This is a genomic window from Trinickia sp. EG282A, assembly GCF_040965455.1.
Taxonomy (GTDB): Bacteria; Pseudomonadota; Gammaproteobacteria; order Burkholderiales; family Burkholderiaceae; genus Trinickia; species Trinickia symbiotica.
In genome coordinates, this window is sequence record NZ_JBFRCC010000003.1 from 109,161 (window position 1) to 134,811 (window position 25,651).

23 protein-coding genes and 1 other RNA gene are annotated in these 25,651 nt (G+C 64.4%); 8 read left to right on the plus strand and 16 right to left on the minus strand.

The window, feature by feature from the left end:
- Positions 1 to 56: 56 nt before the first annotated feature.
- The 5 genes from AB4Y31_RS14900 to ffs form a co-directional block, all read right to left on the minus strand.
- Positions 57 to 1,274 (minus strand): CaiB/BaiF CoA transferase family protein, encoded by a 1,218-nt coding sequence (locus tag AB4Y31_RS14900; protein ID WP_368674583.1) that lies wholly within the window; start codon positions 1,272 to 1,274, stop codon positions 57 to 59.
- 82 nt (positions 1,275 to 1,356) lie between these two features.
- Positions 1,357 to 1,953, minus strand: coding sequence for a recombination mediator RecR (gene recR / locus AB4Y31_RS14905; protein ID WP_368674584.1), 597 nt, complete (start codon positions 1,951 to 1,953; stop codon positions 1,357 to 1,359).
- Between the two features lie 37 nt (positions 1,954 to 1,990).
- A complete protein-coding gene (locus tag AB4Y31_RS14910) occupies positions 1,991 to 2,317 on the minus strand; it encodes a YbaB/EbfC family nucleoid-associated protein (RefSeq protein WP_018441617.1) in 327 nt (108 codons plus the stop codon).
- Positions 2,318 to 2,400: 83 nt separating this feature from the next.
- The gene (gene dnaX / locus AB4Y31_RS14915; protein WP_368674585.1) at positions 2,401 to 4,734 is read right to left on the minus strand and encodes a DNA polymerase III subunit gamma/tau; all 2,334 of its coding nucleotides are present in this window, start codon (positions 4,732 to 4,734) and stop codon (positions 2,401 to 2,403) included.
- Between the two features lie 206 nt (positions 4,735 to 4,940).
- Positions 4,941 to 5,039, minus strand: an RNA gene (ffs, locus tag AB4Y31_RS14920) — signal recognition particle sRNA small type.
- Positions 5,040 to 5,364: 325 nt separating this feature from the next.
- Here ffs and trxA point away from each other — a divergent pair.
- The 6 genes from trxA to AB4Y31_RS14950 all read left to right on the plus strand — a co-directional run bounded on the left by trxA (position 5,365) and on the right by AB4Y31_RS14950 (position 11,933).
- The gene (gene trxA, locus AB4Y31_RS14925; RefSeq protein ID WP_018441615.1) at positions 5,365 to 5,691 is read left to right on the plus strand and encodes a thioredoxin TrxA; all 327 of its coding nucleotides are present in this window, start codon (positions 5,365 to 5,367) and stop codon (positions 5,689 to 5,691) included.
- Positions 5,692 to 5,883: 192 nt separating this feature from the next.
- The gene (gene rho, locus AB4Y31_RS14930; RefSeq protein WP_018441614.1) at positions 5,884 to 7,146 is read left to right on the plus strand and encodes a transcription termination factor Rho; all 1,263 of its coding nucleotides are present in this window, start codon (positions 5,884 to 5,886) and stop codon (positions 7,144 to 7,146) included.
- 39 nt (positions 7,147 to 7,185) lie between these two features.
- Entirely contained in the window at positions 7,186 to 8,064 is an 879-nt protein-coding gene (locus tag AB4Y31_RS14935) for a zinc-dependent peptidase (protein ID WP_368674586.1), read from the plus strand.
- A gap of 146 nt (positions 8,065 to 8,210) precedes the next feature.
- Entirely contained in the window at positions 8,211 to 8,474 is a 264-nt protein-coding gene (locus AB4Y31_RS14940) for a type B 50S ribosomal protein L31 (protein ID WP_020566292.1), read from the plus strand.
- 247 nt (positions 8,475 to 8,721) lie between these two features.
- Complete coding sequence (locus tag AB4Y31_RS14945; protein ID WP_368674587.1) at positions 8,722 to 10,479, plus strand: ArnT family glycosyltransferase; 1,758 nt, start codon at positions 8,722 to 8,724, stop codon at positions 10,477 to 10,479.
- A gap of 41 nt (positions 10,480 to 10,520) precedes the next feature.
- Positions 10,521 to 11,933: an MATE family efflux transporter gene (locus AB4Y31_RS14950; RefSeq protein ID WP_368675296.1), complete on the plus strand. Its 1,413-nt coding sequence runs from the start codon at positions 10,521 to 10,523 to the stop codon at positions 11,931 to 11,933.
- Here the strand turns inward: AB4Y31_RS14950 and AB4Y31_RS14955 are convergent.
- The 4 genes from AB4Y31_RS14955 to AB4Y31_RS14970 form a co-directional block, all read right to left on the minus strand.
- A complete protein-coding gene (locus AB4Y31_RS14955; protein WP_368674588.1) occupies positions 11,921 to 12,328 on the minus strand; it encodes a carboxymuconolactone decarboxylase family protein in 408 nt (135 codons plus the stop codon). The genes AB4Y31_RS14950 and AB4Y31_RS14955 overlap by 13 nt on opposite strands.
- Entirely contained in the window at positions 12,268 to 12,741 is a 474-nt protein-coding gene (locus tag AB4Y31_RS14960; RefSeq protein ID WP_368674589.1) for a MerR family transcriptional regulator, read from the minus strand. The genes AB4Y31_RS14955 and AB4Y31_RS14960 overlap by 61 nt, the downstream gene beginning before the upstream one ends.
- Positions 12,742 to 12,956: 215 nt before the next feature.
- Positions 12,957 to 15,554, minus strand: a complete 2,598-nt coding sequence (clpB, locus tag AB4Y31_RS14965) for an ATP-dependent chaperone ClpB (protein ID WP_368674590.1) — start codon at positions 15,552 to 15,554, stop codon at positions 12,957 to 12,959.
- A gap of 66 nt (positions 15,555 to 15,620) precedes the next feature.
- A complete protein-coding gene (locus tag AB4Y31_RS14970) occupies positions 15,621 to 16,130 on the minus strand; it encodes an Rrf2 family transcriptional regulator (RefSeq protein ID WP_018442775.1) in 510 nt (169 codons plus the stop codon).
- 320 nt (positions 16,131 to 16,450) lie between these two features.
- Between AB4Y31_RS14970 and AB4Y31_RS14975 the strand changes: the two genes are divergently transcribed.
- Complete coding sequence (locus tag AB4Y31_RS14975; protein WP_368675297.1) at positions 16,451 to 16,963, plus strand: group III truncated hemoglobin; 513 nt, start codon at positions 16,451 to 16,453, stop codon at positions 16,961 to 16,963.
- A 64-nt stretch (positions 16,964 to 17,027) separates the two neighbouring features.
- On the opposite strand, the gene moaE is transcribed toward AB4Y31_RS14975, so the two are convergent.
- From moaE to AB4Y31_RS15010, 7 genes are all read right to left on the minus strand, one after another.
- The gene (gene moaE, locus AB4Y31_RS14980; protein ID WP_368674591.1) at positions 17,028 to 17,573 is read right to left on the minus strand and encodes a molybdopterin synthase catalytic subunit MoaE; all 546 of its coding nucleotides are present in this window, start codon (positions 17,571 to 17,573) and stop codon (positions 17,028 to 17,030) included.
- 285 nt (positions 17,574 to 17,858) lie between these two features.
- The gene (locus AB4Y31_RS14985; RefSeq protein ID WP_368675298.1) at positions 17,859 to 18,878 is read right to left on the minus strand and encodes an IS110 family transposase; all 1,020 of its coding nucleotides are present in this window, start codon (positions 18,876 to 18,878) and stop codon (positions 17,859 to 17,861) included.
- Positions 18,879 to 19,026: 148 nt separating this feature from the next.
- Complete coding sequence (moaD, locus tag AB4Y31_RS14990) at positions 19,027 to 19,284, minus strand: molybdopterin converting factor subunit 1 (protein ID WP_018442772.1); 258 nt, start codon at positions 19,282 to 19,284, stop codon at positions 19,027 to 19,029.
- A 55-nt stretch (positions 19,285 to 19,339) separates the two neighbouring features.
- On the minus strand, positions 19,340 to 20,629 hold the full coding sequence (gene glp, locus AB4Y31_RS14995) for a gephyrin-like molybdotransferase Glp (RefSeq protein WP_368674592.1): 1,290 nt from the start codon (positions 20,627 to 20,629) through the stop codon (positions 19,340 to 19,342).
- Between the two features lie 99 nt (positions 20,630 to 20,728).
- On the minus strand, positions 20,729 to 22,180 hold the full coding sequence (thrC, locus tag AB4Y31_RS15000; RefSeq protein ID WP_368674593.1) for a threonine synthase: 1,452 nt from the start codon (positions 22,178 to 22,180) through the stop codon (positions 20,729 to 20,731).
- Between the two features lie 10 nt (positions 22,181 to 22,190).
- Positions 22,191 to 23,516 carry a homoserine dehydrogenase gene (locus AB4Y31_RS15005; protein WP_368674594.1) on the minus strand — a complete coding sequence of 442 codons (1,326 nt, stop codon included), beginning with the start codon at positions 23,514 to 23,516 and terminating at the stop codon, positions 22,191 to 22,193.
- A 101-nt stretch (positions 23,517 to 23,617) separates the two neighbouring features.
- Positions 23,618 to 24,865 carry a pyridoxal phosphate-dependent aminotransferase gene (locus AB4Y31_RS15010; RefSeq protein WP_368674595.1) on the minus strand — a complete coding sequence of 416 codons (1,248 nt, stop codon included), beginning with the start codon at positions 24,863 to 24,865 and terminating at the stop codon, positions 23,618 to 23,620.
- A gap of 390 nt (positions 24,866 to 25,255) precedes the next feature.
- Between AB4Y31_RS15010 and AB4Y31_RS15015 the strand changes: the two genes are divergently transcribed.
- Positions 25,256 to 25,630 (plus strand): Mth938-like domain-containing protein, encoded by a 375-nt coding sequence (locus AB4Y31_RS15015; protein ID WP_368674596.1) that lies wholly within the window; start codon positions 25,256 to 25,258, stop codon positions 25,628 to 25,630.
- Positions 25,631 to 25,651: the final 21 nt, after the last annotated feature.

Genomic DNA, 25,651 nt, shown 5'->3' on the forward strand with positions numbered 1-25,651 from the left:
ACGATACGGCGCGGCGGCGCGAGCGGAGAAGGTCGTCGTCCCCGGTGACGTGTCGATCAAATCACGTTGCGCTCGCGCAACCCGGCGATGGCATCGTCGTCATAACCCAGCTCGCGCAGCACTTCGTCGGTATGCTCGCCGAGAGCCGGGCCGAGCCAGCGCGTGCCGCCCGGGGTCTCGGAGAGCTTCGGCGTCACGTTCGGCAGCGAGACGTCGAGACCGTCCTGCCATTTGAAACGCCGGATCATCTCGCGAGCCGCGTACTGGGGATCGTGGAACATGTCGGCGACGCTGTAAATCCGCCCGACCGGCACGTCCGCCGCATTGAGCACCTCGAGCGCTTCGTCGATCGTCCTGTCGGCAAGCCAGGCGGCGATCGCGTCGTCGATCTCCTGCGTGCGCGGCACGCGGCCGTCGTTGTGCGCGAGCGCCGGATCGTCGGCGAGGTCGGCACGGCCGATTGCCGTCATCAGCCGCTTGAAGATCGGGTCGCTGTTGCCGCCGATCACGATGCTGCCGTCCCTGCACGGATAAGTGTTCGACGGCACGATGCCGGGCAACGAAGCCCCCGTGCGCTCGCGCACGGCGCCATAAACGCCGTACTCCGGAACGATGCTTTCCATCATGTTGAAGACGGCTTCATAAAGCGCTACGTCGACGACCTGGCCCTTGCCTCCGTTCGCCTGCCTGTGGTGCAGCGCCATCAGCGCGCCGATCACGCCATGCAGCGCCGCGATGGAATCGCCGATGGAAATCCCGATGCGGGGAGGCGGCAGATCCGGATAGCCGGTGATGTGCCGCAATCCGCCCATCGCTTCGGCGATCGAGCCGAAGCCCGGCCGGTCACGGTAGGGCCCCGTCTGCCCGTACCCCGACAAACGGACCATGACGAGCCCCGGATTCTGCGCGGCGAGCACGTCATAGCCGAGGCCCAGCTTCTCGAGCATCCCGGGACGGAAATTTTCGACGACGATATCCGCGCCGCTCGCGAGCCGCCGGACGATCTCCTTACCCTCTTCGTCCTTCAGGTTGATCGTCACCGACTTCTTGTTGCGCGCTTGCACGGCCCACCAGAGCGATGTGCCGCCGGCCTCCGGGTAAAGCATCCGCCACTTGCGCAGCGGATCGCCGCCCTTCGGATCTTCCACTTTGACGACGTCGGCGCCGAATTCGCCGAGAAAGCGCGCGGCGAAGGGCCCCGCGATCAGCGTGCCGAGCTCGAGGACCTTGATACCCTGGAGCGGGCCGGCTGTTGCGGCTGCTGTACTGCTCATTGTCTTCCTCTCATGGCTCGTCATTGCGGCGACGGTAGCGTCCGTCGTAGCGCCGCCTCTCCGTTGCCTCCGACAACGACGGTCAGATCGCTCGCCTGTCGAGCATCGCGCGCGCAATGGTTCCCGCGTCGACGTATTCGAGCTCGCCGCCGACAGGCACGCCCCGCGCAAGCCGCGTCACCGCGAGGCCGCGCGCCTTCAGCGCCTGCGCAAGGTAGTGCGCGGTGGCCTCGCCCTCGTTCGTGAAGTTCGTCGCGAGCACGACTTCCTTGACCACGCCGTCCGTCGCCCGCTTGACGAGCCGCTCGAAATGGATCTCCTTCGGGCCGATCCCGTCGAGCGGACTCAAGCGCCCCATCAGGACGAAATAGAGCCCGCGATAGGTCATGGTCTGCTCGAGCATGACCTGATCGGACGGTGTCTCGACGACGGCGAGCAGCGTCGGATCGCGCGACTCGTCGCTGCAGACGTCGCAAATCCGGGCCTCGGTGAACGTATTGCACCGCTCGCAGTGCCGTAGATGCTCTGTCGCGAAGAGAAGCGCATGACCGAGACGCTCGGCGCCTTCGCGATCATGCTGCATGAGGTGATACGCCATTCGCTGAGCCGACTTCGGCCCGACGCCCGGCAGCGCGCGCAGTGCGTCGACGAGCGCAACGAGAGCGGAAGGCTGTTTCATGACGATGGCGGCGGTTCGACCCGGGCGTACACGCCGCTCAGAACGGCAGCTTGAATCCCGGCGGCAGCGGCAGCCCCGCCGTCATGCCGCCCATCTTTTCCTGAACCGTCGCCTCGGCCTTGCGCACCGCATCGTTGAAGGCGGCGGCGACAAGATCCTCGAGCATGTCTTTGTCGTCGGCGAGAAGGCTCGGGTCGATCGATACGCGGCGCACATCGTTCTTGCAGGTCATCGTCACCTTGACGAGGCCCGCGCCCGATTGCCCTTCGACTTCGATCTGCGCAAGCTGCTCCTGCATCTTCTTCATGTTTTCCTGCATCTGCTGGGCTTGCTTCATCAGCCCGGCGAGTTGGCCTTTCATCATGGATGTGCTCCTTTGATCGTATGGATTTCAATGCGGCGCCCGAGCGGGCGGGCGCCGGATGTCAGGTGGGCGGGCACGGGTCTTCAGCGAGCGCTGGCCCCCGTATCGGGCGAAAGCGGCTTGATCGAGCCTGGGACGATCGTCGCGCCGAATTCGCGGACGAGCGATTGCACGAACGGATCAGCCCCGATCTCGCGCTCGGCTTCGCGCTGGCGCTCGGCGCGCGCGGCAGCCTCGAGCACCGCGGCCGTCCGGCGCGCCGGCCCGACTTCCACGCGGAGCTCGACCTGCCTGCCGAGCCGTTGCTCGAGCGCCGCCTTCAGCTTCGCGACTTGCGCCGCTTCAGCATATTGCGGCACGGGCACCGCGAGCTTCAGCACTTCGCCTTCGAGTGCCGTCAGCTCGCTGTTGAACGCAAGCTGATACGCGACACCCGTGAGCCCCAGATCGACCGCGAGCGCCGGCCAGTCGCCGGCGAAACCGATCGTATCGAGCAGCACCGGTGCGGGCAGCTTGGTGAGATCGATGGCGGGCGCCGTTTCGCTTTCGCGCGTGCCGCGCGCATCGCCGCCCGTTCGGTCGTCCGGCGGGGCAAAGCCCTCATCGGGCGCCGAGAAATAAGTGTCTTCCGCCGACAACGGGACGTAGTCGTCGAACGCGGCATCGAGCGGGGGCGCGTCGTCCCACGGTGGCGTCGGCGGGGTGTCCCGCGACACGGGAGGCTCTCGACGCTCCCGCGCTGCCGATACGGCAGCCGGCGCGGACGGTCCTCCGTCGTCACGTCGTGCCCTCGGCACGGGAACCTCGACCGGCACTCGCGGCGCGGCCGGCTTCGGCGCGGGGGCGGCTGCCGCTTTCGCGGCTTCGCCCCTCGCGCGGCCGCGATCCGTCGACACGCGCAGTCCGGCGCTGCGCAACACCTCGAGCGCCGCGCTCGCGCCGCCCGTTCGCGCGGGCGACGCCGCATCGACCGGTGCGGCGTTCGTACGCGGCGGCGCGTCGAGGCCACGACCCGGATCCGATGTGGCATGTGTCTCTTTCTCTGCCGGTCGGGGCGGCGCATCGTTAGCGACAATCGGCGCAGGCCGCGGCGCTTCGCTCACTTTGTCCGCTGTATCCGTGGCCGGCTCGTCGACGTGGGTGTCCGCGTCGACCGAGCGCGCGGCGACTTGCGAGTCCGCGGGAGCGGGCCGCCCCGTCGGCAAAGCCGGCGCAGACGGCGCTTCGCCAACGGCGAGCCCGGCGCCGCTGCCCGCCTCCACCTTCGCGCGACGCGCACCGACGGGCGCCGCGGCGGTCGACGGCGCACGGCCGCCCGCCCCGCCACCCTCCCTTGCCGGCTCGAACGCGAGCATGCGCAGGAGAGTCATCGTAAAGCCCGCATATTCGTCGGGCGCGAGCCCAAGCTCGCTTCGGCCGATCGCGGCGATCTGGTAGAAGAGCTGCACTTGCTCGGGCGAAAGCGCCTGCGCGAAGCGACGCACGTCGTTCGCCTCCGGCCATTCGTCGAGGACAGCCGCTGGCGCGAATTGCGCCCACGCGATCCGGTGAAAGAGGCTGGCGAGATCCTGCAGCGCCGTGGAAAACGATAGGCTGCGCAGTGCCATTTCGTCGGCGATGGCGAGCACGAGCGCGCCGTCGGCCTCGACCAGCGCGTCGACGACGCGAATCAGATAGCTTTGATCGAGCGCGCCGAGCATGCCGCGCACGGCGTCCTCGGTCACTTGATTGGCCGAGTAGGCGATGGCCTGGTCAGTCAGCGAAAGCGCGTCGCGCATGCTGCCGTCGGCCGCGCGCGCGAGCAGCCGCAACGCCTGCGGCTCGAACGCGATCCCTTCGGCAGCGAGAATCCGCTCGAGATGACCGACGATGTGGCCGGCCGGCATCTGCTTCAGATTGAACTGCAGGCAGCGCGAGAGCACCGTGACGGGAATCTTTTGCGGATCGGTCGTCGCGAGGATGAACTTGATGTGCGGCGGCGGCTCCTCGAGCGTCTTCAACATCGCGTTGAACGCGTGATTCGTCAGCATGTGCACTTCGTCGATCATGTAGACCTTGAAGCGCGCATCGACGGGCGCGTAGACGGCTCGCTCCAGCAGCGCGGCCATTTCATCGACGCCGCGATTGCTGGCCGCGTCCATTTCGACATAATCGACGAAGCGCCCCTCGTCGATCTCGCGGCACGCGCGGCAAACGCCGCAGGGCGTCGCCGTGATGCCGGTCTCGCAATTGAGCGCTTTCGCGAAAATCCGCGAGAGCGTGGTCTTGCCGACGCCGCGCGTGCCCGTGAAGAGATAGGCATGGTGCAGGCGTGCGCCGTCAAGCGCGTGCGTGAGCGCACGTACGACGTGTTCTTGTCCGACGAGCGAAGCGAAATCCTTCGGCCGCCATTTGCGTGCGAGAACTTGGTAGGTCATCGCGGAATTGTATCAGCAACGATGCATGGCTCAGGCAGTGTGGCGGGGCTTGCCGTGCATGCCTGCGCACGCAGTAACGACGCGCGTCGCGGCACTCTCGATGTGCGAGGGGAATTCCGCGCGGGCGAACGACGCGCGAGGCAAGCGATATAGGCGCGACACCGGAGCGCTCGCTCAGCGGAACTGCAGAGGGGATTGAAGCGAAAGGTGACGAGCCCGACCCTCGGCACTGGCGGAAAACGGCTGTGGCTGCTTCGTTCCCGACCTGACCAGGTTGACCGTCCCTCCATGCGAGGAGGCCCGTCACTGCGCATTCTATCATCGACGGACGCGGCGCGCGACTCCTGCTTTTCACTCCCCGGCGGCGCGCCGCGCCCGGGCGTGGGCGCGGCTATCGGCTTCGCGCGGCAAATAGCAATTTGGGCTAATATGACACCCGAGTGACCCGTAATCGGCGAGCCCCGGCAACGACGGCCCGCTCCGCTTTCGAAAGCCCCTTGCGTGCATGCCCCGCCTCCCGCGCGTTCGGACGCCCGTCCTACCGGGCGAGCACGCTCGGAACGTTTTGTCGTTTTGGTGTATCGTGGCGGGCAATTCAGTCTCGGGCCAGGAACCCGCAGAGGTATTTACATGAGCGAACAAATCAAGCACATCAGTGACGTATCGTTCGAGCAGGATGTCGTGAAGTCCGACAAGCCTGTCCTGCTCGACTTTTGGGCCGAGTGGTGCGGCCCCTGCAAGATGATCGCCCCGATCCTCGACGAAATCGCCAAGGACTACGCCGATCGCCTGCAAATCGCCAAGATCAACGTCGACGAGCACCAGGCCACGCCGGCCAAGTTCGGCGTGCGCGGCATCCCCACGCTGATTCTGTTCAAGAACGGCGCGGTCGCTGCGCAAAAGGTCGGCGCGCTGTCAAAATCGCAATTGACGGCTTTCCTCGACAGTCATCTCTGATTCAAATCCGGGCTTGTTGTCGTCGTGCAACAAGCCCGGCGCCGTTCCCCATTCGGCGCGCGCGACCGTGGCACCGCGTGTGCTATGCTAGAATCACAAGAGTCAAAAAGACGTACAAGCCCCTGAGCGGTTCCGCTCATTCCCCTCCAAATTTCTTTTCGTCGCACCTTCTCTCCCCGGCGGGATTTCCGTATGCATTTATCCGAGCTCAAGTCTCTGCACGTGTCTCAATTGATCGAGATGGCGAATGGCCTCGAGATCGAAAGCGCGAACCGGCTGCGCAAGCAGGAACTGATGTTCGCCATTCTCAAAAAGCGCGCCAAAACCGGCGAGACCATTTTCGGCGATGGCACGCTCGAAGTTCTGCCGGACGGCTTCGGCTTCCTGCGCTCGCCGGAAATGTCGTACCTCGCGAGCACGGACGACATTTACATCAGCCCCTCGCAGATCCGGCGCTTCAATCTGCACACGGGCGACACGATCGAAGGTGAAGTGCGCACGCCGAAAGACGGCGAGCGCTACTTCGCCCTCGTGAAGGTCGATAAAGTCAACGGGCAGCCGCCCGAGGCTTCGAAACATAAGATCATGTTCGAAAACCTCACGCCGCTGCACCCGAACAAGCCGCTCCTGCTCGAGCGCGAGATGCGCGGCGAGGAAAACGTCACCGGCCGCATCATCGACATGATCGCCCCGATCGGCAAGGGACAACGCGGGCTGCTCGTCGCCTCGCCGAAGTCGGGTAAGACGGTCATGCTTCAGCACATCGCGCATGCGATCAAGCAGAACCATCCCGATGTCGTGCTGTTCGTGCTGCTCATCGACGAGCGGCCCGAGGAAGTGACGGAAATGCAGCGCTCGGTGGCGGGCGAAGTGATCGCGTCGACATTCGATGAACCAGCCACGCGTCACGTGCAGGTCGCCGAGATGGTGATCGAGAAGGCGAAACGCCTCGTCGAAATGAAGCACGACGTCGTGATCCTGCTCGATTCGATCACGCGTCTCGCGCGCGCGTACAACACCGTGATTCCTGCTTCGGGCAAGGTGCTGACCGGCGGTGTCGACGCCAACGCGCTGCAGCGGCCGAAACGCTTTTTCGGCGCGGCCCGCAACATCGAGGAAGGCGGCTCGCTAACGATCATCGGCACGGCGCTGATCGAAACGGGCAGCCGGATGGACGACGTCATCTACGAAGAGTTCAAGGGCACCGGCAACATGGAAGTGCACTTGGAGCGCCGGCTTGCGGAAAAGCGCGTCTATCCGTCGATCAACCTCAACAAGTCCGGCACGCGTCGCGAGGAACTGCTGATCAAGCCTGAGATCCTGCAAAAGATCTGGGTGCTGCGCAAATTCATCCACGACATGGATGAGGTCGAAGCGATGGAATTCCTGCTCGACAAGATCCGGCAGACGAAGGGCAATTCCGAGTTCTTCGAATTGATGCGCCGGGGCGGCTGACGCCTCCCGGCAATCCGTTGCGCGCGGCCGGCGGCTCCAATGTTCTCGAGGCTCACACACTGGCTCGATAGCAGGCGGCGCGAACGCGCGCTCCGCCATTACGCGATACCGGATTCGTTGTGGCGCGAAACGGTCGATCGCCTGCCGTTTCTCTCCTATCTCGACGCGGCCGATCTCGAGCGGCTGCGCGAGCTGACGAGCCTTTTCATCGCGCGAAAGGAGTTCTCCCCCGCGCATGAGCTCGAGCTCACCGATGCGATGACAGTCGCGATCGCCGCGCAAGCATCGCTGCCCGTGCTCAACCTCGACCTCGATCTTTATCGCGGCTGGGTGGGCGTCATCGTCTACCCCGGCGAGTTCGTGATCCGCAAGACGGTGGAGGACGAAGCCGGCGTCGTGCACGAGGTCGAGCACGACGCCAGCGGCGAGGCCTGGGAAGGCGGCCCCGTGCTGATCTCGTGGGAAGACGCGCAGATGTCCGACGGCAAGGAAGCCTACAACGTCGTCATTCACGAATTCGCGCACAAGATCGATATGCTCACGGGAGAAGCGGACGGCCATCCGCCGCTCTTCCGCCGCTGGCACGCGCCGCTCGATTCTGAAGCGTGGGCCGACGTCTTCGACAACGCTTACGATCAATTCTGCGCGAAGGTCGACGCCGTTCCCGAGCGCCGTTGGGCACGTTTCGAGCGCGAATCGCTGATCGACCCGTACGCCGCCGATCATCCTTCGGAGTTCTTCGCGGTATGCAGCGAAGCGCTCTTCGTCACGCCGCATGCCTTCGAGACGGAGTATCCGGAGCTCTACAGGCTGCTCGCGCGCTATTACCGGCAGGATCCGGCCCGCACCGGCGTGCTCGGTGGCAGTCCCGTCGTCACCGGCTCGGCGAAAAGTCCAAATAATTCGTCAACCGTCTGATTCTGTGGCACAATCACCGTTTTTCGACCTTGGGCAAGTGGCTCGCGCCAAGTTTGCCGCTCCCGCGCATCGCAGCATCATGCGTCGAGGAGCGTAGCGAAACCCCGAACGCGTGGGCTGGCTACCGCCAGACTGAAGGAAAGACCATGAAAGAAGGCATTCACCCCAATTACCGCGAAGTCGTTTTCCAGGACATGTCGAACGGCTTCATGTTCGTGACGCGCTCCACTATCCAAACTCGCGAAACCGTCGACTACCAGGGCAAGACGTACCCGCTCGCCAAGATCGAAGTGTCGTCGGAATCGCACCCGTTCTACACGGGCCAGCAAAAGATCATGGACACGGCAGGCCGTGTCGAGAAGTTCAACAAGAAGTTCGGTGCACGCGCCGCTGCGAAGGCAGCGAAGTAACGCCACGCCATCCGTCGAGCGGCAACGAAAAGGCCGTGGGGCGAGAAAAAAGGCAGCCTCGGCTGCCTTTTTTCATTGCAGCTCGTGAATGCCGCAATGGCGTATGCGCCGCCGGTCAGCCGGTGAGCCGACCGATTGACCGGCGCCTGCGAGCGGCCCATCCCGCCGCGCGGGCACCGGGCATCGCCGCCCTCTACCATGCCGCATCTCGAAACGCGGACAAATACAACGATCGCCGCCCATCCGCATGAGAACCGTCGTCCGCCTCACCGCCTCCGCGACTCGCGCCCTGCCGCGTTGGCTCCTGCTCGCGATTTCGATCGTCTACGCCGCCTTTGGCCTCTTCGGCCGCGATCCGTGGAAAAACGAGGACGCAGCGGGTTTCGGCGTGATGTGGACGATGGCGAACGGCGACGCACACGACTGGCTGTTGCCGAACCTCGTCGGAAAGTTCATTACGGAAAGCGGCCCCGGCGGCTACTGGCTTGGTGCGATGGCGATTCGCCTGCTCGCGCCGTGGGTCGATGCGGCCGACGCATCGCGCGTCTCGACCGGTATCCTGTTTTGCTTGACCTGCGCGCTCGTCTGGCACGCAGCCTATCTGCTCGGACGGCGCCCCGAGGTCCAGCCTTTCAAGTACGCATTCGGCGGCGAGCCGGAGCCGCGCGATTACGGGCGCACGCTCGCCGACGGGGCACTGCTGATCCTGCTCGCCTCTTTCGGACTTGCCGAGCGCGGCCACGAAACGACACCGCAGCTCGCGCAGTTCATGAGCATCGCGCTCGTCGTCTATGGACTCGTGCGCGGCCTCGACAAGCCATTGCAAGGGGCCATCTGCTGGGGCGTCGGGCTCGGCCTCGTCGGGTTCACGGGCAATCCGCTGCTCGTCGCCGCTTTGCTCCTCGGCACGCTCGTGATGACCGCGTTCGTGCGCGAAGCTCGTTCGCCGTGGCTCTTCGCCGTAGGTGTTCCGCTCGCGCTCGTGTTGGCGGCCGCCTGGCCCACCGCCGTTCTCGGGCTCTATCGCGATGGCGACGCACGTTGGTTCGTCGAGCAATGGTTGAACGGCAGTATCAATCGATTCTCGCCGCCGCCCGGCCATGTCGTGATCTACGCGTTCAAGAACCTGCCGCTCTTCACGTGGCCCGCGTGGCCGCTCGCCGCGTGGGCGTGGTATAGCTGGGGCGGCTTGCGGAACAAGCCTCATGTCGCGGTACCGCTCGCGGTGATCGTGCCGGTTCTCATCCTGTCCATCTTGCAGAGCCATCAGACAAACCGGCTCTACATTCTGCTGCTGCCGGCGCTCGCCACGCTGGCCGCGTTCGCGCTGCCGACGATGAAACGCAGCGCGATCAACGCGATCGACTGGTTCGCGGTGCTCAGCTTCACGATACTGAGCACGTTCGTCTGGCTAGTCTGGCTCGCGTCGCAAACGGGTTTCCCGCATCCGCTCGCGCGCAATTTGAGCCGCCTCGTGCCGGGCTTCACGCCGCATTTCGACGCCCTTTCGTTCGTCTGCGCGATCGCGGTGACGGTCTGCTGGTTCGCGCTCGTGCGCTGGCGCATCTCGCGGCACCCGAACGTGCTTTGGCGCAGCGTCGTGCTCTCGAGCGCGGGCACGACGCTAATGTGGGTTCTGCTGATGACGCTGTGGCTGCCGATCGTCAACTACAGCCGGACCTACCGCGACGTCGCGTTGCAGATCGCCCAGCATCTTCCCGATGATTACACCTGTATCTCGCCGGTGCGTCTCGGCGATGCGCAGCTCGCCTCGTTTGCCTACTTCGCGGACATGCAGTTCTCTTTCAGCGGCGATTGCGATGTGCTGCTGCGCCAGGATACGCAGGATTTCAGCGCGCCGAGCCCGATGCCGAGCTACATTTGGCAGCTCGTCTGGGAAGGCCGGCGCGCAGCCGACCGCGACGAGCGCTTCCGCCTCTACGTGCGCGTCGATCGTCCGAAAGTGGCGCCGCCGCATCGGAAGCCCCTGATCAGGCATCGGTAAAACGTCATTGATCCATGGGCGCACCGCAAATGGCTAATTCAATGCTCGCAGACATTCGCAAGATCGCCGCCCTCGCCTGGCCCGTGTTGATCGGGCAGCTCGCGATCATCGCGTTCGGCGTCATCGATACGGCGATGGTCGGTCGCTACTCGGCCATCGATCTGGCCGCCCTCGGCCTCGGCAATTCGATCTACGTCTCGGTCTATCTGGGCTTGACGGGGGTCGTGCTCGCGCTGCAGCCGATAGCAGGGCAGCTGTTCGGTGCGCGGCGTTACACGGAGATCGGCGAGGAAGCGCGCCAGGCGCTCTGGCTCGCAGCCGCACTAGCCATCGTCGGTTTCGTGATCATGTATTTCCCGGCGCCGCTGCTCGCCATCGCGCACGTGCCGCCCGCGCTCTACGATCGCACGGACCTTTATTTGCGCATTACCGCGATCGGGTTGCCCGCCGCGCTCGCATTCCGCGTCTATTCGGGGCTCGCCAACGGCATCGGCATGCCGCGGCTCGTGATGATGCTGCAAGTCGCGGGTCTCGCCGCCAAAATCGCGCTCAACGACTGGTTCATCTTCGGCGGGCTCGGCGTGCCGGCGCTCGGCGGCCCCGGCTGCGCGCTGGCAAGCGCCGTCGTCAACTTCGCGCTCGCCGTCATCGGGCTCGTCCTGCTCGTGCGGCTCGAGGTGTTTGCGCCGTTCGGAATTTTCAAGCAATTTTGTTGGCCCAGTTGGCGCAGGCAAGCGGGGCTGCTCAAGCTCGGCCTGCCGATGGGGCTCTCGTTTCTCATCGAAGTTTCGTCCTACGCGTTCATGGCGCTTTTCATCGCCCGCTTCGGGACGACGACGCTCGCGGGCCATCAAATCACCGGCAATTTCGGCGCCGTGTTGTATATGACGCCGATGTCGATCGGCGTCGCGACATCGACGCTGGTCGCCCATGCGATCGGGGCGCACAACCACGATGAGGCGCGCAGACTCGCCCGTCGCGGCATTGCGACGGCGTGCACGATCGGCTGCTGCTATGCGGCCATCAGCTTCTTGCTGCGGCCCTCGATCATCGCGGCCTATACGCCGGATGCGGCGGTCTTGGCCGCCGCGATGCCGCTCATTCCAATCATGCTCGTCTATCACCTCTTCGATACGTTCCAGACGGTGACAGCCTTTGTGTTGCGCGCCTATCGCGTCGCCGTCGTGCCGACGATCATCTATGCGATCGCGCTATGGGGCGTTGGCCTGGGCGGCGGCTATCTGATCGGGTTCAACGTGTTCGGCAACGTGCCCGCATGGCTCAATGGAGCGCGCGGCTTTTGGGCCGCAAGCGCTGCCAGTCTCGCCGCCGCCGGCTGCGGCCTCTTTCTGCATTGGCGCTCGATCAGCACGCGCTATGCGCTAGAAGCCGCGGTGACCGACGGCACGGGAACGTCGAGTGAGCCCCTCAGCTCCGTCGATCAGGACTCCTGAGCGTCGCGCGCGGCAAAGACTTCGCGCGCCGCGAAAAGCGCGTTGAGCGCCGCGGGAAAGCCGGCATACACGGCCATCTGGATAAAGACTTCCACGATCTCCTCACGCGTGCAGCCGACATTGAGCGCGCCTTCGATATGCACTTTGAGTTGTGGCGCGGCGTTGCCGAGCGCGGCGAGCGCCGCGATCGTCGCGATTTCACGCGATTTGAGGTCGAGCGCCGGCCGACTGTAGATATCCCCGAAAGGGAATTCGATCAGGAGTCGCGCGAAATCGGGTGCAATGGGATCGAGCGCCTCGATGACGCGCTCGCCCGCATGACCGTCGATTTCCTTCAGCTTGGCCCATCCTCGGGTGTAGCGTTCGTCGTGGGGTCGATTGTCTGCTTGTGCCATCGCAATTCCTTGTCGTGAGGTTGAGGCGTGGGTCGCCGATCCGTCATGTCCTGGGCAAGGCGTTCGTAATGAGCGATCTTCTCGTCGATCACAGCGAGATTGGCCTCCAACTGCCGCAACTCGCCGAGCACCGCAGCGCGATGCTCGATCAGCAGCGCGAGCCGTTTGCCGACTGTCTTCTCACCGCGCGCACGCAATGCGGCGAACTCCTGCATACCCGCGATCGGCATACCGGTCGCCTTGAGCCGCATGACGAACCGTAGCCATTCGATGTCGTCGCGCGCGTAGAGGCGGTGGCCCGCGCTCGTGCGCGAAACCGGCTGCATCAGCCCGGCTTGCTCGTAATAGCGCAGCGTGTGCGTCGACACGCCAAGCGCGGCGGCCATACGGCCGATCGTGAGTGCTTCCGACATGACACCTCCAACGTTAAGGCTTCGAGTGCACACGAAGTCAACAGCCTTCGTGCAAGTTTTTGCGCCGTCCCGCTATTGAGCAACAAAAAAGGCGGCCGGGCATCGCTTACCCGGCCGCCTCAGACTTTCAGCGAGCCTTTCTTCGGGCATGCCTGTAGGCGTCCCAAATGCAGCCCCTTTGGCGAAAGCGTCAGCCTCCCAGGGGCGCCGCGACTTCAGTGCACGACTCGCTCGAACGCGAACTTACCGTCCTCGAACTCGACCGGGATCACATCTTTCGGCCCGAACCGGCCCGCGAGAATCAGTTTGGCGACCGGATTCTCGATCTCCTGCTGAATCGCTCGCTTGAGCGGGCGGGCGCCGAAGAGCGGGTCGTAGCCGACCTTCGCGATCTGCTCGAGCGCCTCGTCCGAGATGACGAGCTGCATGTCGAGTTTCGCAAGCCGGTCATGCACGCGCTGCAGTTGTATCTTCGCGATCGCCTCGATGTTCTTCCGATCGAGTGAGTGGAAGACGACGACTTCATCGATCCGGTTCAGGAATTCGGGCCTGAACTGTTGCTTGACTTCGCTCCAGACCGCTTCCCTGATTTCCTCCTGCGGCTGCCCCGACATCGCCTGGATCATCTGCGAGCCCAGGTTCGACGTCATGACGATGACCGTGTTCTTGAAATCGACGGTGCGTCCTTGACCGTCGGTCATCCGGCCATCATCGAGCACTTGCAGCAGCACGTTGAAAACGTCCGGGTGCGCCTTCTCGACCTCGTCCAGCAGGATCACGCTATAAGGCTTGCGGCGTACGGCCTCGGTCAGATAGCCGCCCTCTTCGTAGCCGATATAGCCGGGAGGCGCGCCGATCAGCCGCGCGACGCTGTGCTTCTCCATGAACTCGCTCATGTCGATGCGGATCAGGTGGTCTTCGGAGTCGAAGAGGAACGCGGCCAGCGCCTTGCAAAGCTCGGTCTTGCCGACCCCCGTCGGCCCCAGGAAGAGGAACGAGCCGTACGGCCGATTGGGATCGGCGAGCCCGGCGCGCGAGCGGCGGATCGCATCCGCGACGGCGCTGATCGCCTCATCCTGCCCGACCACGCGCTCGTGCAGCTTCGCTTCGATCTGCAGCAGCTTCTCACGCTCGCCTTGCATCATCCGCGAGACGGGGATGCCCGTTGCGCGAGAAACAACCTCGGCGATTTCCTCCGCGCCAACCTGCGTGCGCAAGAGCCGCGGCCGCGACGGATTATGCTGCTCCTTCGCCTCGGCCTGTGTCACCTGCTTGAGCCGCGTTTCGAGTTCAGGCAATTTGCCGTACTGCAATTCCGCCACTTTCTCGAGCTTGCCCTCGCGCTGCAAACGCGCGATTTCGGCACGCGTCTTGTCGATTTCTTCCTTCAGCTGCGCGCTGCCTTGCACGGCCGCCTTCTCGGCCGTCCAGATTTCCTCGAGGTCCGAATACTCGCGATTGAGTCGCTCGATTTCCTCTTCGATCAATTGCAGTCGCTTTTGCGACGCCTCGTCCTTCTCCTTCTTGACCGCCTCGCGCTCGATTTTCAACTGGATCAGGCGCCGGTCGAGCCTGTCCATTTCCTCGGGCTTCGAGTCGATCTCCATCTTGATCTTCGAAGCCGCTTCGTCGATGAGATCGATCGCCTTGTCCGGCAGGAACCGGTCGGTGATGTAGCGATGCGAGAGCTCGGCCGCGGCAACGATGGCCGGGTCGGTGATCTCGACGCCGTGGTGCAACTCGTAGCGCTCCTGCAAGCCGCGCAGGATCGCGATCGTCGCCTCGACGGTCGGCTCTTCCACGAGCACTTTCTGGAAGCGCCGCTCGAGCGCCGCGTCCTTCTCGATGTATTTGCGGTACTCGTCGAGCGTCGTCGCACCAATGCAATGCAGTTCGCCGCGCGCAAGCGCGGGCTTCAGCATGTTGCCCGCATCGATCGCGCCCTCGGCCTTGCCGGCGCCGACCATCGTATGAATTTCGTCGATGAAGACGATCGTCTGGCCCTCGTCGCGCGCGATATCGTGCAGGACCGCCTTCAAGCGCTCTTCGAATTCGCCGCGGTACTTGGCGCCCGCGAGCAGTCCGGCCATGTCGAGCACCAGCACGCGCTTGCTCTTCAGCGGTTCGGGCACCTCGCCGTTGACGATCCGCTGCGCGAGGCCTTCGACGATGGCCGTCTTGCCGACGCCCGGTTCGCCGATCAGCACGGGATTGTTCTTCGTGCGCCGCTGCAAGATCTGGATCGCGCGGCGAATTTCGTCGTCGCGACCGATCACGGGATCGAGCTTGCCGGCGCGCGCGCGTTCGGTGAGGTCGATCGTGTACTTCTTGAGCGCCTCGCGCTGGCTTTCCGCATCGGCGCTGTGCACCTGCGCGCCGCCGCGCACGGCCACGATCGCCGTTTCGAGCGCACGGCGCGTCAGACCATGCTGGCGCACGAGCCGGCCCGCCTCGCCCTTGTCGTCGGCGACGGCGAGCAGGAACATTTCGCTCGCGATGTAAGTGTCGTTGAGCTGCTGCGCTTCCTTGTCGGCCTGATTCAAGAGGCCGGCGAGCTCGCGGCTCACCTGGATGTTGCCGTCGGTCCCCTGTACTTGGGGCAGCCGCGCGATCGCATCGTTCAGAGCCGTTTGCAATGCCTGCACATGAACGCCCGCGCGCGAAAGCAGCGAGCGCGCCGAGCCGTCCTCTTGAGCGATCAGCGCCGCGAGCACGTGCACCGGCTCCAGATACTGCTGGCCGCGACCCGCGGCAAGGCTCTGCGCGTCGGCCAGCGCCTCCTGGAATTTGGTGGTGAATTTGTCGATTCTCATCAAGAGACCTCCAATTTGGACTACCACCAAGATGAGGCGCGCGGCGCTCGTTTCAAGCGCCGGCGGTCAACTGTCGGGAACTCCGTTCGCGAGTGGCCGGACGGGCCCCTTGAGCGGGACGACGACTTCGGCGCTCAGGCCGAGCAGCGCCGCAAGCGGCGCGGCCACGGGCTCCACGAGCTCGCCGAGCGTATGCCGGTCGAGTTCCGCGAGAAACGCTTCCTGCGCGGCCTTGAAGACCTGCTTGAGCCGGCATCGAGGCTCGATCACGCACGGCCGGACTTCGCTGCTTTCGCGTTCGAAGCAGCCGACGAGCGCGAAATCGGTCTCCGTTTCCCGCACGACCTGCCCGATCGTCAAACCGAGCGAGCGCTCGTTGAGTCTCAGGCCGCCATGGCGCCCGCGCACCGTGTCGATCCAGCCAAGCTCGCCGAGCTGCTGCACGACCTTCATCAGATGATTCTTCGAGATTCCGTAGGCGTCCGAAATGTCCTGAATCGTCGAAAGGCCGTCGCGATGAAGCGAGAGAAACAGCATCACGCGCAACGCGTAGTCGGTGTAGTCAGTCAGTCTCATTCGGATACTCTGGCGATGCAGGAACAAGCCGGCGAATGGCTTCCCCGGCGACAAAGACCGCGCGCTCGTAAAGGTTGTGCGCGCATACGCTTCAGCATAACATGTACGTTTTATACACCTTCAGGCAGAGAAAGCACTCGACCCGTGCGCGTTCCGGGCGACTCTTGCAGTATGGTGGGAGCGTTTCGTCGCGTCACCTTTTCTCGCCGCTCGTCTCTGCGCATTTTCCGATCGTCATGACGGCCCCGACTCACACCTGCGCTTCGGCGCCCGCAACGGCGCAATCCGAGGCGTCCGCACGCTACCTCGACCCCACCGAAATGAATATCCGCGAGCTCGTCTACGCGTTTTACGACAGAGTCCGGGCCGACGCGCTGCTTGCGCCCGTTTTCGAGGCCGTCCTGCACGGACGATGGGATGACCACCTGCCGAAGATGTGCCGGTTCTGGGGCAGCCTCGTGCTCGGCGACAAGCGCTATCGCGGCAACGTCCAGCAGGCCCACCAACCGCTCGAAGGGGTCGAGCCGCGGCATTTTAGCCGCTGGCTGCATCTCTTTCTCGATACCGTCTGTGAGCGCTACGAGCCCGCCGCGGCGGTCCGCTTCATGGAGCCGGCGCTGCGAATCGCGCAAAGCCTGCAGTTGAGCCGATTCGGCTGGGGCTACGAGATTCCGCCCGAGCAAAGAGCACTGCTCGAGCGTGTGGCGCCAAAGCAACAGCGCAACGACCTGGAACCGCATTCTCACGATGAACGGCGCAGTGGCGTAAGGCGCGAGCCGTTTCCAGCAAAGATAATCGGGCGAAGCTCGTCCGATGACAACGACGCTGCCTGAATAGCCGAGCGGCCGGACAGGATCCGCACAGCCGGCTAGCGGGCCCGATAACGGTATCGCGCGCTCAATTTCGCGCAGCGTCGCCTTTTTCCGACACTCCCTCACCGGACGTGGATGGGCACGATTCAGACGGTTGCCGCGGCCGCGCGTTGCCTGCGGACAGTCCCCAACGGGCAAGCGCTTCATCGTCCGAGGCACGCGCATCGACCCACCGCTCGCCGGCTTCAGTCGTTTCCTTTTTCCAGAAAGGTGCCTGCGTCTTCAGGTAGTCCATGACGAATTCGCAGGCGGCGAACGCATCGTGCCGATGCGACGCCGTCGCGGCGGCCAATACGATCTGGTCTAGCGGATAGAGCTTCCCCACCCGGTGCACGATCAGCACATCCGAGCCCGGCCAACGCAGCCGCGCTTCGTCGACGATGGCCTCGAGCGCCTTCTCCGTCATGCCCGGGTAGTGCTCGAGTTCCATCGCCGCGACCTCCGAGCCTTCGTTCAGATCGCGCACAGTCCCAATGAAGCAGGCCACGGCGCCGACTTTCGGATTTTGCGCGCGCAGCGCCGCAACTTCGGCGGTCAAGTCGAAATCGGCGGTCTGGACGCGGACAGTCATGGTTCCTATATGAACGCGTCCCGCTTGCAACAGTTTTCGTGTGTTCAGACAGTCAGGATGGGCTGCAGCTCTATATCCGGCCTTGTTGCAGCCGATCCTGCCGCTGCGGGCCCCTATGAAATTCGCTGACTCGCACCTCATTCTCCTGGCGAGCTCGAAGCTCTTCGAACCATTCAGGTTTAGCGAGTCCCGGTCCTACCTGGTTTGTCATCACACTCGATTGCTGCGCAACCTTTCGACGTTCACCCTGTGTTACACGTTGATCTTCTACCTCGCGTGAGCCGTTCAGCCCGGCTTCACGCTTAAGTAGTCCTTGCTGTACGGCCGGTCATGGGCGAGCACCGCCCAGATCGTCCGCGCCATTTTGTTGGCCAGCGCGACGATCACGACATTCGCTGGCCGCCGCTTCTTCATCTGCTCGACCCACGGACCGGGCTCCTTAGCATGTGTCAACACCGCTCGCGCGCCATGAATCAGTAGCGTGCGCAGATAAGTGTCCCCACGCCTACTGATCCCGTGCAGATTCACCTTGCCGCCCGAGCCGGTCTGCTTGGGCACGAGCCCTGCCCAAGCGGCGAATTCCCGCCCGCAGCTAAACGCCTTTGGATCGCCCATCATCGCCACCGCCGCCGTTGCTGTCAGCAGTCCGACACCAGGAATCTCACTGATCGCCTTCACTGCTCCGTCTTCCTTCTGCCATTCGCGCATCCGGCGCTCGATCTCGGTGATCTGCTCGTCGAGCCTCGCCAATCCCTTCCACTGCTCGCGCAAAGTGTCGATCAGCGCCGCCGGCAAGCGCTCTGCTAGCCGGCCGAGCGCGGCCGGTATTTCCTTGTCCAGCTTCGCCCGTCCCTTGCTCATCACCTCGCCGTATTCCATGAGCAACCCGCGCAGGCCGTTGCTCTGCATCGTGCGGAATTTCACCAACTGTTCACGCATGCGGTGTAACGCCAACATCGCCTGCTGCATTTCCGTCTTCACCGCCACCGGCTTGCCCGGCTGCTGCACTGCCAGCCAGATCGCCCGTGCGTCCGCCGCATCGTTCTTGTTGCGAATGTTGAACGCCTTCACAAATTCCGCCGGCATCAGCCTGACCTCGTGCCCCATCCGCGTCAGTTGCCGGGCCCAGTGATGTACCCCGCCACACGCTTCGATCCCGATCAAGCAAGGAGCACGGTTCGCGAAATGCTCCAGAAACTTCGCGCGCTTGATCGGCTTATTCACGATCTCTCCGCTTTCCTGATCGACGTAATGCACCTGGAACACGTTCTTGGCGATGTCCACGCCCACTGCCATACTGTTCATCGTGGATCCTCCGGTTGCCGGGAAATGCTTGCATTTTCCACTTGGGCACTTTGATGCCGTTGGCCTGTGAGGATCCACCTCCTTCCTTGGCGCTCACTGTTTCGGGTGGGACGCGTTCATTTCAATTCTCCTCGGCCCCTAACGATGGTCAGCCGCCGGTCACGGGCGGAAAAAAAGCCACTTCGCAACCGTCGGTGACACGCGCCGAGGCGTCGGTCATCCGATGATTGCAGGCCATCCGCAGCGCGCGCCCTTCCGCAAGCACATCGGCCCAGGTGTCGCCTCGCGTGCGAAGCCAGGCCCGCAGGTCGCCGATCGTGGCGACGCCGTCGGGCAGCTCGACCACCTCATGCGAAAGGCCGAGTGCCTCGCGCACGCTCGCGAAATACTTCAGTTCAATTCTCATGTCGAGGTGATCGTCCTGGTTCGGTCCGGGATCGGTATCGCCTGCCGCCGTTGCGTCAGCCGAGCAGGTCGGAAAACGGCAGAAAACGAACGAGTTCCCCCGCGCTGATCGCATGATTGGGCGGATTGTCGATGAGACCATCGCCCCAAACCGTGGAAGTCAGCACCGCCGAGCTTTGATTGGGAAACAAGTCGAGGCCGCCCGCCGCGTTGATGCGCGCGCGCAAGAACTCGTTGCGCCGGTCCCCTTTCGTCTGAGCGAAATCGGCGCGCAGCGTAAGCGCCCGCGGCGATACGTCGCGCACGCCCGATAGCCGGAGCAGAAATGGGCGCACGAAAAGCAGAAATGTGACGAAACTCGATACCGGATTGCCCGGCAGGCCGATGAAAAAAGCCTCGTCCGCGCCCGTGCCCGAGTCGGCCACCGTCTGCCGATCCGCCGTCTCGTCCGCGGCCCCACGCCGTACCGCGCCGAACGCGAGCGGCTTGCCCGGCTTCATCGCAATCTGCCAGAGATCGAGGCGTCCGAGCCCCTCGACGGCCGGCTTCACATGATCCTCTTCACCGACGGAAACGCCGCCCGATGTCAGGATCAGGTCGTGTTCGCGGGCCGCCTCGGTCAACGCGGCGCGCGTCGCATCGAGGCGATCGGGCACGATTCCATAATCCGTGACCTCGCAGCCGAGCCGCTCGAGCAGACCGCGCAGTGTGAACCGATTGGAGTTGTAGATGGCGCCGGGCGCAAGCGGCTCGCCCGGCATCGTCAATTCGTCGCCGGTGAAGAACACGGCGACTTTGACGCGGCGCGACACTGTCAGTCGCGCACAGCCGGTCGAAGCGGCCAAGCCGAGCGCCTGTGGGGTAAGCCGGGTGCCAGCCGGCAGGATGACGGAGCCGCGGCTGATGTCGGCGCCTTGCGCCGTGATCCATTCGCCGGGCGTCGGAGTATGCAGGATCGTGACGGCATCGCCGGCGGCTTCCGTCTGCTCCTGCATGACTACGGCGTCGGCCCCCGGCGGAACCGGCGCACCCGTGAAGATTCGTGCCGCCGTGCCGGCCGCGAGCGGTTCGGCCGCGTGTCCGGCCGCGATCCGTTGCGAGACGGGCAGGCGCGGGCCACCCGCAAGGTCGGCGATGCGGACGGCATAACCGTCCATCGCACTCGTATTCATCGGAGGGACGTCGAGCGCGGAAACCACGTCGGCCGCCAGCACGCGGTTTCCCGCCTCGAGCGTCGAGATCGTTTCCGTGCCGCTCACCGGCCGGGCGGCCGCGAGCAGCCTCGCGAGCGCCTCAGCGGTCGGGACGAGCGGCGGGCGGGCAGCAGCGGATTGAGACGAGGACATCTGAATAGCGCGAGTTTTTTGGCAGCAAGGCTGTCATTGTAACGACGCACGCCGGTTCACGTGAGACGCCGCACGCCGCCCGGCCGTTCGGTCGATCGCTCAAAGGCCGGTATGCGTCGCGATGAACGCCTTCACGCGCTCCGCGTCGCTCGGCAGCACCTCGAACCGCTGCGGCAGCGCCTCGAGACCCTCGAAGGCCGCGGGCCGCTCCGGGTCGCGCCCGAGCGCCTCGCGTATCGATTCGCCGAACTTGAGCGGCTGCGCGGTCTCGAGCACGATCATCGGCACGCCCGCCTGCAGATGCTCGCGGGCCACCTTGAGGCCATCGGCCGTATGGGTATCGATCATCACGCCGTAACGCGCGAAGACGTCCGAGATCGCGGCGATGCGGTCGTCATGCGTGCTGCGCCCCGAAACGAAGCCGAATTCGCGCACGCGCGCGAAGTCGCCGCTCGCGGCAAGATCGAAGCCGCCCTTCTCCTCGACATCGCGGAAAAGCTGCAGCACGCGTGCCGGATCGCGCCCGAGCAGATCGAAGACGAAACGCTCGAAGTTCGACGCCTTGGAGATATCCATGCTCGGACTGCTCGTGTGATAGGTCTGCGCCGCGCCGCGCACGCGATAGGCGCCCGTGCGGAAGAACTCGTCGAGCACATCGTTCTCGTTCGTCGCGACGACGAGCTTTTCGATCGGCAGCCCCATCATCCGCGCGATGTGGCCTGCGCAGACATTCCCAAAGTTGCCCGAGGGCACGGTGAACGACACGCGCTCATCGTTCGAGCGTGTCGCGGCGAAGTAGCCCTTGAAGTAATAGACGACCTGCGCGACGACACGCGCCCAGTTGATCGAGTTGACGGTGCCGATCCGCTGGCGCGCCTTGAACGCGTGGTCGTTCGAAACAGCCTTCACGATATCCTGGCAGTCGTCGAACACGCCCTCGATCGCGAGATTGAAGATGTTCGGCTCCCGCAGGCTGTACATCTGCGCGGTCTGGAACGCGCTCATCTTCCGGTGCGGCGAGAGCATGAATACGCGAATACCGGACTTGCCGCGCATCGCGTACTCGGCCGCGCTTCCCGTATCGCCCGAAGTCGCGCCGAGAATGTTAAGCGTGCGCCCCTCTTTAGCAAGCGCGTACTCGAACAGGTTGCCGAGCAGCTGCATTGCCATGTCCTTGAACGCGAGCGTCGGACCGTTCGAGAGCGCGAGCAGCGAGAGCGGCGCGCCGCCCTCGACGCCGAGCGTTTTCAGCGGCGTGATCGCGCTCGCATCCTCGTCCGCGCGAACGTTGCAATAGACGTCGGCACGATAGGTGCGGCGCGTGAGCGCGCGCAAATCGTCGGGCGCGATGTCGTCGCTGAACTTCGAGAGGATTTCGAACGCCAGATCGGCATAGGGCAGCGCACGCCAGCGCGCGAGCTCGTCGGCCGACACGCGCGGGTAATCGGCCGGCAGGTAGAGGCCGCCATCTTTCGCGAGACCGCCGAGAAGAATGTCGGAGAAGGTGTGGCGCTCGCCGATGCCGGCGCCGCGGGTCGAGATGTAGTTCATGATGTCTGGCCTAGTTCAACGCCTCGATGCGCAGCTTCGTCACGCTCGAGACGACGGTCGCGAGCGCTTCGATGCGAGCGATCGCCGTGTTCACGTTCCGTTCGAGCGTTTCGTGCGTGATGATGACGACGTCGGTCTCGCCATCCGCCTGAATCTGCTCTGACTCGCGCTGGAGCATCGCATCGATCGAGATGCCGGCATCGGCCAAAAGGCGCGTGATGTCGGCCAGCACGCCCGTGACGTCGGCCACGCGCAAACGCAAATAGTAGCCGCTCGTCACTTCGTCGATCGGCAGGATCGGCGTGTCAGACAGGCTTTGCGGCTGGAATGCGAGATGCGGCACGCGGTGCTCCGGATCCGCGGTGTGCAGACGCGTCACGTCGACGAGATCGGCGACGACGGCCGACGCCGTCGGCTCGGCGCCGGCACCCTTTCCATAGTAGAGCGTCGCGCCGACGGCGTCGCCATGCACCTCGACGGCGTTCATCGCGCCTTCGACGCTCGCGAGCAGGCGTTTCGCCGAAATGAGCGTCGGATGGACGCGCAGCTCGATGCCGCGCTCGGTGCGGCGCGTGATGCCGAGCAGCTTGATCCGGTAGCCGAGGTCTTCGGCGTATTTGATATCGGTCGCGTCGAGCTTGGAGATTCCCTCGATATAGGCGCGATCGAACTGCATCGGCACGCCGAATGCGATCGCGCTCATGATCGTGAGCTTGTGCGCGGCGTCGACGCCTTCGATGTCGAACGTCGGGTCCGCCTCCGCGTAGCCGAGCGCCTGCGCGCCCGCGAGCGCCGCGGCGAAATCGAGGCCGCGCTCGCGCATCTCCGAGAGGATGTAGTTCGTCGTGCCGTTGATGATGCCGGCGATGTACTGGATCCGGTTGGCCGTCAGCCCTTCGCGCAACGCCTTGATGATCGGAATGCCGCCCGCCACGGCGGCCTCGAACGCGACCATGACGCCCTTCGCGCGCGCAGCCGCGAAGATCTCGGTGCCGTGCACGGCGAGCAGCGCCTTGTTCGCCGTGACCACGTGCTTGCCGTTTTGGATGGCGCGCAGCACGAGCTCGCGCGCGATGCCGGTACCGCCGATCAGCTCGGCGACGATGCCGATGCCGGGATCGTCGACGACGGCATCGAAGTCGCTGCCGACGGCCACGCTGCCGGCTGCTTCGCCGAGCGCGGCGAGTGCCTTGGCCGGATTGCGCACCGCGATGCGAGCGACCTCGATGCCGCGCCCGGCGCGACGCTTGATCTCTTCCTGATTCCGGCGCAGCACCGTGAAGGTGCCGCTGCCTACCGTGCCGAAGCCCAACAGGCCAACTTTGATCGGTTCCATGCAGCGTTTGTCAACAAATGGGGAAGCGTTATAAGAGCGACATGCTCTGGCGTCGGGCCATGGCGCGTGACTGACGAGCCGCGCGCCCCTGGCCCGGCCCGTCAGGCGGTGTGGCGCTTGCGATAGCCGTCGAGGAAACGCGCAATGCGGTTCAGCGAATCGATGAGGTCGTCCGAGTTCGGCAGGAACACGACGCGGAAGTGATCGGGCCGCGGCCAGTTGAATCCCGAGCCTTGCACGAGCAGGACGCGCTCCTCGAGCAACAGGTCGAGCACGAACTTCTGGTCGTCTTCGATCGGATAGACCTTCGGGTCCAGCCGCGGGAACATGTACAGCGCCGCTTCGGGCTTCACGCAACTGACGCCCGGAATCGCGTTGAGCATCTCGTAAGCGATTTGCCGCTGCTTGTGCAGGCGCCCGCCCGGCACGATGAGATCATTGATGCTCTGGTAGCCGCCGAGCGCCGTCTGAATCGCATACTGGCCCGGCACGTTCGGGCAGAGCCGCATCGACGCGAGAATGCCGAGCCCTTCGAAATAGTCCGCGGCACGCCGGCGGTTCTCGCCCGTCAAGCCGGAGACGACCATCCATCCGGCCCGGTAACCGCACGACCGGTAGCTCTTCGAGAGACTGTTGAACGTGACCGTCAGCACATCTTCGGAGAGCGCCGCCACCGAGGTATGCTTCTTGCCGTCGTAGACGATCTTGTCGTAGACCTCGTCGGCGAACACGATGAGGCCGTGCTGACGGGCGATCTCGAGCATGTCGAGCAGCAGCTCGTCCGAGTAGAGCGCGCCCGTCGGGTTATTCGGGTTGATGATGATGAGCGCGCGCGTGTTCGGCGTGATCTTCGCGCGCAAGTCGTCGAGATCGGGCATCCAGGCGTTCGACTCGTCGCACAGATAGTGCACGGGCACGCCGCCCGAGAGGCTCACGGCGGCGGTCCAGAGCGGATAGTCGGGCGCCGGCAGCAGCACTTCGTCGCCGTTGTTGAGGAGCCCCTGCATCGCCATCACGATGAGTTCCGAAGCGCCGTTGCCGAGGTAGATGTCGTCGAGCTCCACGCCCGTCACGCCCTTTTCCTGCGTGTAGTGCATGATCGCCTTGCGCGCCGCGAAGACACCCTTCGAATCCGAATAGCCCGACGACACGGGCAGATTGCGGATCATGTCCTGAATGATCTCGTCGGGCGCATCGAACCCGAACGGCGCGAGATTGCCGATGTTGAGCTTGATGATCCTGTGGCCTTCCTCTTCCAGCCGCTTGGCATGCTCGAGAACGGGTCCGCGGATGTCGTAACAGACGTTCAGCAGTTTGTTCGATTTCTGAATCGGTTTCACGGCGGACACGGTTCCCCAGGGTAGGCCACAAAAAAGGTGGAAGGCACGACGCCGCGCGGGCGGCTCGATGCACGACGGTCAAGGCATAGCGCGCAGCCGGCTTGCGTTGTTTCGCGTTTCGTCCGGCCGCGGCGGCGCGGGATCGCTCGACGAGCGCGGCGCGGCTTGGTAAGCATCGGAAAGCGCTTTTGACGCTTTTTCGGCGGCGCCTCGACGAATTCCGTGCGGCAGCCGCGATGCGAGGGCGCCGCTCGGCGGCTAAAAAGTTATAATTTAGCGGATTTTGGCCGAGTTTCGCAACGCACCAACTGCCGCGAAAACGCTTTTTCGGCCCGCGTCCGGCTCGTCTTCGCGAATTGTCGCCGGGCGGCGGGCCCCGGAACCACGGACTCAACCGATTTGAAATTACATCAGGATTCGAGCGGCGCCCTCAACACCGTCACGGGTTACGGCGCCCATTACGTCGACATCAATCTCGAGCGTCACGAAAGCAGCATCGTCGTGGTGCCCGACGCGCCGGTCATCGTCTGGCCCGTTGCCTCGTTCGAAGCGCTCACGCCCGAGCACTTCGAGCTCGTGCGCGCCTGCGAACCCGAGGTCGTCGTATTCGGCAGCGGCACGCGGCTGCGCTTTCCGCACCCGCGGCTAACGGCCGCCCTGATCGCGCAGCGCATCGGCGTCGAGGCGATGGATTTCATGGCCGCCTGCCGCACTTACAACATTCTGATGGCCGAAGGCCGCCGAGTGGCCGCGGCGCTCCTCATCGAGCAATGAGCGCCGGTTTGCCAGTTCACG

Coding starts and splice junctions, on each gene's coding strand:
- AB4Y31_RS14960 (WP_368674589.1), bottom strand. CDS start 12,741: ATGTCGGAAGCACTCACGATCGGCCGTATGGCCGCCGCGCTTGGCGTG.
- AB4Y31_RS15005 (WP_368674594.1), bottom strand. CDS start 23,516: ATGGAACCGATCAAAGTTGGCCTGTTGGGCTTCGGCACGGTAGGCAGC.
- AB4Y31_RS14940 (WP_020566292.1), top strand. CDS start 8,211: ATGAAAGAAGGCATTCACCCCAATTACCGCGAAGTCGTTTTCCAGGAC.
- AB4Y31_RS14945 (WP_368674587.1), top strand. CDS start 8,722: ATGAGAACCGTCGTCCGCCTCACCGCCTCCGCGACTCGCGCCCTGCCG.
- AB4Y31_RS14955 (WP_368674588.1), bottom strand. CDS start 12,328: ATGGCACAAGCAGACAATCGACCCCACGACGAACGCTACACCCGAGGA.
- moaE (WP_368674591.1), bottom strand. CDS start 17,573: ATGACTGTCCGCGTCCAGACCGCCGATTTCGACTTGACCGCCGAAGTT.
- AB4Y31_RS14985 (WP_368675298.1), bottom strand. CDS start 18,878: ATGAACAGTATGGCAGTGGGCGTGGACATCGCCAAGAACGTGTTCCAG.
- AB4Y31_RS14900 (WP_368674583.1), bottom strand. CDS start 1,274: ATGAGCAGTACAGCAGCCGCAACAGCCGGCCCGCTCCAGGGTATCAAG.
- rho (WP_018441614.1), top strand. CDS start 5,884: ATGCATTTATCCGAGCTCAAGTCTCTGCACGTGTCTCAATTGATCGAG.
- AB4Y31_RS14970 (WP_018442775.1), bottom strand. CDS start 16,130: ATGAGACTGACTGACTACACCGACTACGCGTTGCGCGTGATGCTGTTT.
- clpB (WP_368674590.1), bottom strand. CDS start 15,554: ATGAGAATCGACAAATTCACCACCAAATTCCAGGAGGCGCTGGCCGAC.
- glp (WP_368674592.1), bottom strand. CDS start 20,629: ATGTCCTCGTCTCAATCCGCTGCTGCCCGCCCGCCGCTCGTCCCGACC.
- AB4Y31_RS14910 (WP_018441617.1), bottom strand. CDS start 2,317: ATGATGAAAGGCCAACTCGCCGGGCTGATGAAGCAAGCCCAGCAGATG.
- trxA (WP_018441615.1), top strand. CDS start 5,365: ATGAGCGAACAAATCAAGCACATCAGTGACGTATCGTTCGAGCAGGAT.
- moaD (WP_018442772.1), bottom strand. CDS start 19,284: ATGAGAATTGAACTGAAGTATTTCGCGAGCGTGCGCGAGGCACTCGGC.
- AB4Y31_RS14935 (WP_368674586.1), top strand. CDS start 7,186: ATGTTCTCGAGGCTCACACACTGGCTCGATAGCAGGCGGCGCGAACGC.
- AB4Y31_RS14975 (WP_368675297.1), top strand. CDS start 16,451: ATGAATATCCGCGAGCTCGTCTACGCGTTTTACGACAGAGTCCGGGCC.
- AB4Y31_RS14950 (WP_368675296.1), top strand. CDS start 10,521: ATGCTCGCAGACATTCGCAAGATCGCCGCCCTCGCCTGGCCCGTGTTG.
- recR (WP_368674584.1), bottom strand. CDS start 1,953: ATGAAACAGCCTTCCGCTCTCGTTGCGCTCGTCGACGCACTGCGCGCG.
- dnaX (WP_368674585.1), bottom strand. CDS start 4,734: ATGACCTACCAAGTTCTCGCACGCAAATGGCGGCCGAAGGATTTCGCT.
- thrC (WP_368674593.1), bottom strand. CDS start 22,180: ATGAACTACATCTCGACCCGCGGCGCCGGCATCGGCGAGCGCCACACC.